This window comes from Microcoleus sp. Pol12B5, assembly GCF_036701335.1.
Lineage (GTDB): Bacteria > Cyanobacteriota > Cyanobacteriia > Cyanobacteriales > Microcoleaceae > Microcoleus.
This window is the reverse complement of record NZ_JAUBQQ010000117.1, coordinates 1-7,555: the sequence shown is the minus strand read 5'-3', so window position 1 is coordinate 7,555 and position 7,555 is coordinate 1. Positions and strand designations below refer to the sequence as shown.

Here is a 7,555-nt window from a genome sequence, read left to right as displayed (position 1 = left end):
TTTCCGGCTTCCCAAAGACAGGCGCTGAGGGCGGCTCTCATGTCGGCAAATTGGGGGTATCTGCGGACGATGTTTTTCATGTTGCGAATTGCTTCTTTTGTTTGCCCGTTTTGATAAAGTGCGAGGGCGTGGTTGGCGCGGGCAAATGCGTATTCGGGGGCTAGTTCAAAGGCTTTGCTGTAGTCGGCAATTGCTTGTTCCCATTTTCCTAAACCTGCTTCGGCGTTGCCTCGGTTGTTGTAGGCGGCTGGATCTTGGGAGTCTAATTCTAGTACATGATTGTAGTCGGCGATCGCTTCTTCCCAGCGTCCTAAACCTTCTAAGGCGGTGCCGCGGTTGAGGTAGGGATCGGGGGCGTCGGGTGCTAGTTCGATCGCTCTTTCGTAGTCGGTAATAGCTGATTGTAGTTTGTTTTGGCTGACTCTAGAGTTGCCTCGGTTGCTCCAAGCGGCCGCTTGTGAGGGAAATTTGTCAATGATTTGAGTCCAAAAAGTTTCAGCGGCGGGAAATTTGCCTTCATTTGTAGCTTCAAAAGCTTTTTGAACGAGTTCTCCCAATTCCTGTTGAGGATCGGTGATATCTGTTGGTTGTACTTGTGCGGCAACGGGGGCGATATTTCCCAACCACACTAACCCGGTTACAATTAATACTGTAAAAAATGTGAAAAGTGAGCGAATCATCGTTGTTGGCAGTTTAAACTTTACTAAACATATTATTAACCCAAATTGCGGGCGTTGCTTGGATAAGTTATACCAATTTTTTATGAGGTTGCATAGAATCCGATCACCCTGGCGCCTCCCTTAATAAGGGGGGGACAAGATTCTTCTCAAAGTCCCCCTTCTTAAGGGGGATTTAGGGGGATCGAGATATGTGCAAATTCACATTAAATTGCTATTAGGACTAATTTGGTGAAAAAACGGTTGCTAATTTTGGGCGGGACGGGGGATGCTGCTGAACTGGCGGTAAGAGCGTCTCAAATTGCTGAAATAGAGGTGGTATCTTCGCTGGCAGGACGCACTCAACAGCCTTTTACCCCAAAAACGGGTACGGTGCGAATTGGAGGGTTTGGTGGGGCGGCTGGGCTGGCGGAGTTTTTGCTCGATCGCGCAGCCCGCCCCTACGGGGGCTACGCCAACGGAGAGGATCGCCCGATCGACTTCTTAATCGATGCTACTCATCCGTTTGCGGCTCAGATTTCTGCTAATGCTGCTGTTGCTGCTGCTGAGTGTAATGTTCCGTATTTGATGCTGGTGCGTCCTGCTTGGGAGAGGGTGGAGGGCGATCGCTGGATTGATGTTGCGGGCCACTCGGAGGCTGCAAGGGCTTTATTAGGGCTGTCTCAGCGGGTGTTTCTGACGATTGGTAGGCAGGAATTGGCTGCTTTTGCTGGTTTGGATGCTATTTGGTTTTTGATGCGGGCGATAGATCCTCCGGCACTCAATTCTCCTATTCCTAATGGTAAATTGTTGTTAGCAAGGGGGCCTTTTTCTTTGGAAGATGAGCGTCAATTATTATTAGAATATCAGATTGATACGATTGTTAGTAAAAACAGCGGGGGCGGTGCTACTTATGCGAAAATTGTGGCGGCTAGGGAACTGGGAATTCCGGTGGTGATGGTGCAGCGGCCGCCGATTGGGGATGTTGAGCAGGTTGCTGATGTTGCAGGGGCGATCGCTTGGTTAGTTAAGCAGTTATAATATCAAATTCGTTAGCATCGGAATAGTAAATTCGAGTGCACTGTTGACGGTTGACGGTTCACTGTCAACCGTCAACCGTCAACGGTCAAAATCATTCCGGTGTTACCGGAAATGATATTAGTAGGGTTTCAAACATCGGCCTGGTTATGTTTTTGAGTAATAGTTGATTTCCTGGCTGGATGATTATTTGTTTTAGTTCTAGCTGCATTTTTTGACTGTTTTAATAGGATTTGAAATATAAAAAAAAATTAAGTTAATAGATTTTAGCAATTCAGAACTTATGCGGAATTGCTGTTAGAGATTAAGATTAAATTTATTGAAAGCTATCATCGACGCTCAGTTAGTTACATGGTGCTCCTTCATCAGTTCTCATGCCTCCTATGATCGTTTCCACGATCGCGCACTGCTGTGTACCGCCGCCCGCAGGAGCAACGGTTACTACAAATTGATTTGTATTTACGCGATTACCCTGGTAGTCAAAAGTGATTGAGTGGGCAGGGGTTGCAGCCGGTGCATTCGTGGAAAGTGTAACCTGTCCTTGTTTGATTTCGCCTCCAGCATCGAACGTCATTGTTTGTATGGGAGGAGTTTGTATCGGAGGGTTTTGGGTGGAATCTATTATGTTAATTGTAGCTGTTGGTGGGTCAGTAGCCGGAGTAGGATTGAATATAACTATGACATCGCGCTTAGTTCGCTTTGCTTCGCTTTGTGCAGTTCGCAAGGTTTGGAGGACGCGATCGTTCACGGTGCGAACTCTTTGTCGGTTGATGAATGCCACCCAGCTTGGAGCGGCGATCGAGCTTAATATACCTACGATCAACGCTATCACCAGCACTTCTAGAAGTGTGAATCCTCCATCGCCCTTGCTGGATGCAGTTTTGTTGAATTTAGGGCTGGCTTTGGCAGCAGAGTTATGCAAAAGTTTTAATAATATTGGTGGGGTTTTCATTGTACTATCCTATTGTTTATCGGCGACCGGCGATTCGTAAATGTGTTTCAGGCATCAGTTAGTTTCCTTGCGCGCCTAGACCTTGTACTTGCACGCTTGCTGTTGGGAAATATGCCGCATTGTCGGCGCTGGAAGGAACATTACTATCTTGAAGACGACGCAGGCTGTTTCCTCGGATAGTAACTCTGGCTAAGTTTCTCGATGTATCTACACAAGCGTAGAAGCTATTTGTATTTGTATTTGGATCTGTTACTTTTAGAGTGTTTTCTCCGACTGCGGTTGGTGCCGCTGCCCCTGGTAATGTAACAGTCGGATTGCCTAGAGCAGTAACACATTCATTTCCTAACAATACCTTCTGAGTGTGGTCTATGTAATTGACCAGCACTTGAGGATTTTGCCCCGTAAAACTTGGATTTGCGAATCCCGCTGTAGTTGTCACATTCCGCCGTGGTTGGCTCAAGTCAAAATTTGAGTTAAAAGCTGGGCTTACTTGTTGACTTTGATTAGCCTGGGCATTGTTGTAGTAGAATGTGGCAGGAGTGGTTGAGCCGGGATTTCGCACGCCCTCTCTAATTTCATAGCGCTCTATGCGGGATGGGCAATTGACTCCTGACGGCTGACACCAAATAGAGTTAGGAGGAAGGGTTTCTCTAACCAAATAGTAAGCAACTAAAGACCGTACATAGGTGTCGTTGCAAGTAGCTGGAGTACAATTTATTGGCAGTACGCGAGTAGCCGGATCAGTATTAACAGAGACAGCATTTCTAACCTGCTGCCGTTTCCAGAAAACGAGAATAGGAGTTCCCCCAGTCGGATTTGGCAGTTGATTTCTGATACCTGGAGTTCCATCGGTAGCGGCATTATTGATGGTGTCATTATCGTAAATATAAATAGCTTGATTTAAATCTTGAGCAATGAAATCAACCGCCGCCTGAATGTCTTGCTCGGTGTTTGCCTTGACTTGTTCCCTCCTGTCGGTATTCAGCATATCAACTACAAAACCCAGCATCGGGGTGATGATTAAAAATGCCATAATCGCTCCGACCAATAGCTCGACCAGAGTCATGCCCTTTTCTGTTTGAACTGGCCCTGAGCGGTTTCGTTGGTGCTGACTTTTTAGAAGCAACCTGAGTAAAGTTTTCATTTTGACTTTTTCCTTTGTCAAATGGGGGGAGCGATTATGATTTGATAACACGGCTTTGATTAACGGCAGAGAGTGGTGTTAACTCCTATAGGGTTCGAGGGAGAGTTAAGTTGAGAACATAATGCCTGACGCGCGGACGCAGTTCCTTGTGTAGTAGGGGGAATTTGTGTTTTCATTACCACCAAAGGCGCTTGAGGATTGCCAAGACCGGAATTAGCAACTGATTGCTGTTCAGTTTTCATCGTAGCTCCGGTAAACCCATCCGCGCGGTAAACCCGCACAGTCAGCTCATAGCCTGTTGTTGTCGGATCATTGGTTGTATTAGCGGGATTTCGCCAAACACCTTGAACAAAAAACTCCTTGCTGCCAGTACAACCTGGGTTTTCATCCAAGTTAACGCAGTACAAATTACTCTGAGGGTTTGTAGAAGCAGGAGCAGGAGCAGGAGCAGTACCAAAAGAGGTATCTCGGGCAGGAAAACCGATCGTAGGTCGTTGATTAGTTGGAGGTCTGATCGCCCCCACTCTCAGAGCGTTGATGTAAGCTGTAGCCACCTGGGTGGCGAGTTCCATCCGCCGCGCTTGTACGCGAGTCGCTACTGAGAAGGCCATCACAGGGGCGATCGCGATCATCAGCACCGAAACTACAATCATCGCTACCAACGACTCGATAATCGTGTAGCCACCGTCTCGCGGCTGGGATAAATTTTCGTGTTGGTTTTGCTCAGTCATAAGTAGGACTCCAGTAATTGCGCGGCAGAAAGTTAGAGGGTTAAGTGGGGCAGTTACTTCTCAGAGCAGTCGCGATCTGACCCCCATTCGGCTGATTGGGAGCTACAACTCCGCACATGAGAGTTTTTACCCAATTATCATTGCGAGGTACTTCCCGGAAATATTCAGCAGGCTGAGTCCTTGTCGCAGGAGTGGTGAATCTTTGCGTAAACAAATCAGGCGACTGAGAAAGCAAGCCCACGTCATAACCCCAGTTCCGGAGGGGCGGGCTAAAGTAGGGAATCAACCCCGCCCCAGCATCGGTGTTGTACGTATTTGTGATACTTGCAGGCGCAGGAAAAGGGCCCCCTACTTGAAGCTGAAACAGGCTCACTAATGCCGGGGCCGACAAAATTGGCTGGTAGGGTGCAGTGCTTAAGGCACTGCGGTTTTGCTGAATGAAAGAGCCTCGGATGTTGGTAGCGAATCCCCCGTTATTCCAGCTTTCCAAGAATCGGGGCAAGTTTTGCAAGCCGCCGTTAAAGTCTCCGGTGTTGGCATTGAGTGTCCGTGAAGGAGTGTCACCCGCTCCGACAATCAGATTGAAGGTGGTATTTACAGCCTGGGCTATCCATCCTGTATTTCTGGCAATAGTTGTCCCTCTGGGCATGATATTCCCGCCTGGAGGATTAGCTGCTGATGACAAAGTTTGGATCTGCGGGACTGGAAGCAATAGTGGCTGCAATCCGCTAGTGGCTGGTGGTGGTGATGCTATCGTTAAAGCTGGTAGTAGTACATTTGCTCCGTCTCTGGTGTTGGGAGGAATGGTGGTGGGGTTGACGACATAGGGAGCACTGACGTTATCGAAGTTGACAGCAGGCCCATTACTTCCGGCAAACCACAGAGAATTAGGTCTGGTATTAGCACCGGCGGCACCTGGTACGATCGCTCCTCCTGCAGCAATCCCTAAAGGCTGGGGAGCGGCGGGGGTTGCCAACTGGTTGGCGGGCGGAGTAGTGGTGGGGTTTCTCAGAAAAGCCACGCGGCGGGGGAATCGCTGCAATGCTGGCAGTGGGGGATCAACCGTTGACCCAGCTTGATAAAAAGAAGCATTGTTAGTAGGTGTTGCATAAGTGGGAGCAGCAGGAGGAATAATTGTGATTGCATCGGTTGCGGAGATTGGTGCTGCTGCCAGAGGATTGACAAACCAGTCATTATTCGTACACGCAGCCACCGGCAGTTTTATGCAAGTTTCCATCACGTACTCTGGGAAATTCCCGCGCCGCTGGATCGGAGTGACAAAGTTGTTGAAGTAAGAACTCGATAGCGGGAGAGCAGGAGTCTGGTAGGTAATGTCTGTTAGCGCTGGTAGGGGAGCATTCGGTGTACCCACTAAATTGCCGTTATTTGAAAACGCCCCGCTGGAAAGTCCGTTAGTCACAAAGTTGTTATTGAAAAATCCTTGCTGTCGGCGGGGCAACACAGCAGCCGCGCCTGCATTGTTTCTCAGGTCAAAATCTCCTTCGTTGCGGAAGCCAAAACGGTAACTTTGTGATAGCAGGGTGACTGCATCTGCCAGTATATTTGCAGGTCTCCAGAAGTCGCCCGTGGTGCAGTTTGGGAGCCTCGGGTCGCCCGCACGGCAGGCAAAGTTGGGGTCAAGCTGATTTTGTGTGCGTCCGTAAAAATTTGTCCAAGTTGGATTGACTAGCTGCGTAAACTCTTCCACGGGCACAGGATTATTATTGGGTGGAACACCCGGAGCAGGAGCCGGAATGGTGCCGTGAAGGTTAAAGGCTCCTTGGATGTAAGCCGGCAAATTTGATACCAATGTTAGCCCTTTTTCTCTGACTACAGCATTGATGTTATTTGGTCGTGTGGGGGTTGCGCCGCCGCGAAATAGCTGCTGTCCGTTAATCAAGACAATGCCGTTAGGCTTGCGGGTGGGGTCGAGCAGGTTGTCTGTAGGACTGACTGTTGTGCTTTGGGCAGGATTTGCGAATCTAGCGCTGCGATCTGGCAATGCGTCATCTCGGCTGGCATAGATAATCCCGCTGTTGGGCAGCAACCACTCGGGTGGAGTAGCGTTGGGCCCTGCAATGTTTTGCCCGCGCAAGGCATTGAGGTCTAACTGAGTAGCCCGAATTTCTAGGGGTTGCCGTTCTTCTAGGGGCTGGTCGTAATTGCCTGTTAAAGTTGCTGCTTGGGGATTGGCAGGCAGGGGACTGCTGAGGGTAAAGGCTTCGTTAACATTATTACTGGCCAGGTTGTCGCGGTCGATCGCCTTGACTTCTCTGCCGTTCAAAAATGCTACTTCTTGAATTGCCCCGTGGGGAATCTGTGCCGGATTAGGAGCACCGATAGTACCATCAAGAATCTGTAGCGCGCAATTAGTAGAGTCAATAGCTGCATTTTGTGCTAGCGTGCGCTGGGCTGCTGGGACTTGGAGGGCGGTTCTCAACGGCCCATTGGCAAACCTACCGTCCGGGAAGACCAAGTTTGCCTGGGTTTCCAAAATTGTATCTCCACTACCGCTCAGCAAGCCTGTAGCGGGGTTCGGAGTAGAATTACCACCAGGTCGCGGTCTGGTCGGAGGGCCGTAGGTGATGCCGTTGTTCGAGCCGATAAATGCCTGCCGTGTTCCCAGTGTCGGTAGCGTGCCACTTACCACAATGGGTGCGGCTGCTCCCTGTCCGCTGACATCCGGCAGCAGTCCTGTGGTGGTGATGTTTCTCGCTGTTGAAGCGTTACTGGGGTCGTAGTAGCTGCTGATACAAGCTAGGGGGGTTTGCTGTGGTTGGGTTCCTATTGGTGCGGCTGCTAGCGTTGTTGGATCGTAGCCACTGTTTGCATAGTGATAAACTGCTGTTGCCCGCATCCGCAAGTCGCCTTTGGCAAATTGGCGAGCTGTCGCAGCGTTTTCACGAACAAAATTAGGATTGTTCTGTGCAGTTGGCAGGTTCGTGGCGTCTGGCAGAGCCGGAGCCGCGGGGGCCGACGACCAAGCAGCGTTCCAGTTTCCCCAAGTTCCAGCAGCAATACCATTTACCACCAC

At 49.6% G+C, this 7,555-nt stretch carries 6 protein-coding genes; 1 reads left to right on the top strand and 5 read right to left on the bottom strand.

Annotated features, from left to right (window positions below):
- On the bottom strand, nucleotides 1–680 hold a 680-nt coding region (locus QUA24_RS26285), incomplete at its 3' end, for a tetratricopeptide repeat protein (protein WP_333233290.1).
- A gap of 228 nt (nucleotides 681–908) precedes the next feature.
- Between QUA24_RS26285 and QUA24_RS26280 the strand changes: the two genes are divergently transcribed.
- On the top strand, nucleotides 909–1,697 hold the full coding sequence (locus QUA24_RS26280; RefSeq protein ID WP_333233292.1) for a cobalt-precorrin-6A reductase: 789 nt from the start codon (nucleotides 909–911) through the stop codon (nucleotides 1,695–1,697).
- Between the two features lie 340 nt (nucleotides 1,698–2,037).
- Here the strand turns inward: QUA24_RS26280 and QUA24_RS26275 are convergent, their stop codons facing one another.
- The 4 genes from QUA24_RS26275 to hpsA all read right to left on the bottom strand — a co-directional run.
- Nucleotides 2,038–2,646: a prepilin-type N-terminal cleavage/methylation domain-containing protein gene (locus tag QUA24_RS26275; RefSeq protein WP_333209970.1), complete on the bottom strand. Its 609-nt coding sequence runs from the start codon at nucleotides 2,644–2,646 to the stop codon at nucleotides 2,038–2,040.
- Between the two features lie 58 nt (nucleotides 2,647–2,704).
- Nucleotides 2,705–3,790, bottom strand: coding sequence for a hormogonium polysaccharide secretion pseudopilin HpsC (gene hpsC, locus QUA24_RS26270; protein WP_333209968.1), 1,086 nt, complete (start codon nucleotides 3,788–3,790; stop codon nucleotides 2,705–2,707).
- Nucleotides 3,791–3,849: 59 nt separating this feature from the next.
- Entirely contained in the window at nucleotides 3,850–4,521 is a 672-nt protein-coding gene (gene hpsB, locus QUA24_RS26265) for a hormogonium polysaccharide secretion pseudopilin HpsB (RefSeq protein WP_333209966.1), read from the bottom strand.
- A 40-nt stretch (nucleotides 4,522–4,561) separates the two neighbouring features.
- A partial coding sequence (gene hpsA, locus QUA24_RS26260) for a hormogonium polysaccharide biosynthesis protein HpsA (protein ID WP_333233289.1) occupies nucleotides 4,562–7,555 on the bottom strand: 2,994 nt, incomplete at its 5' end.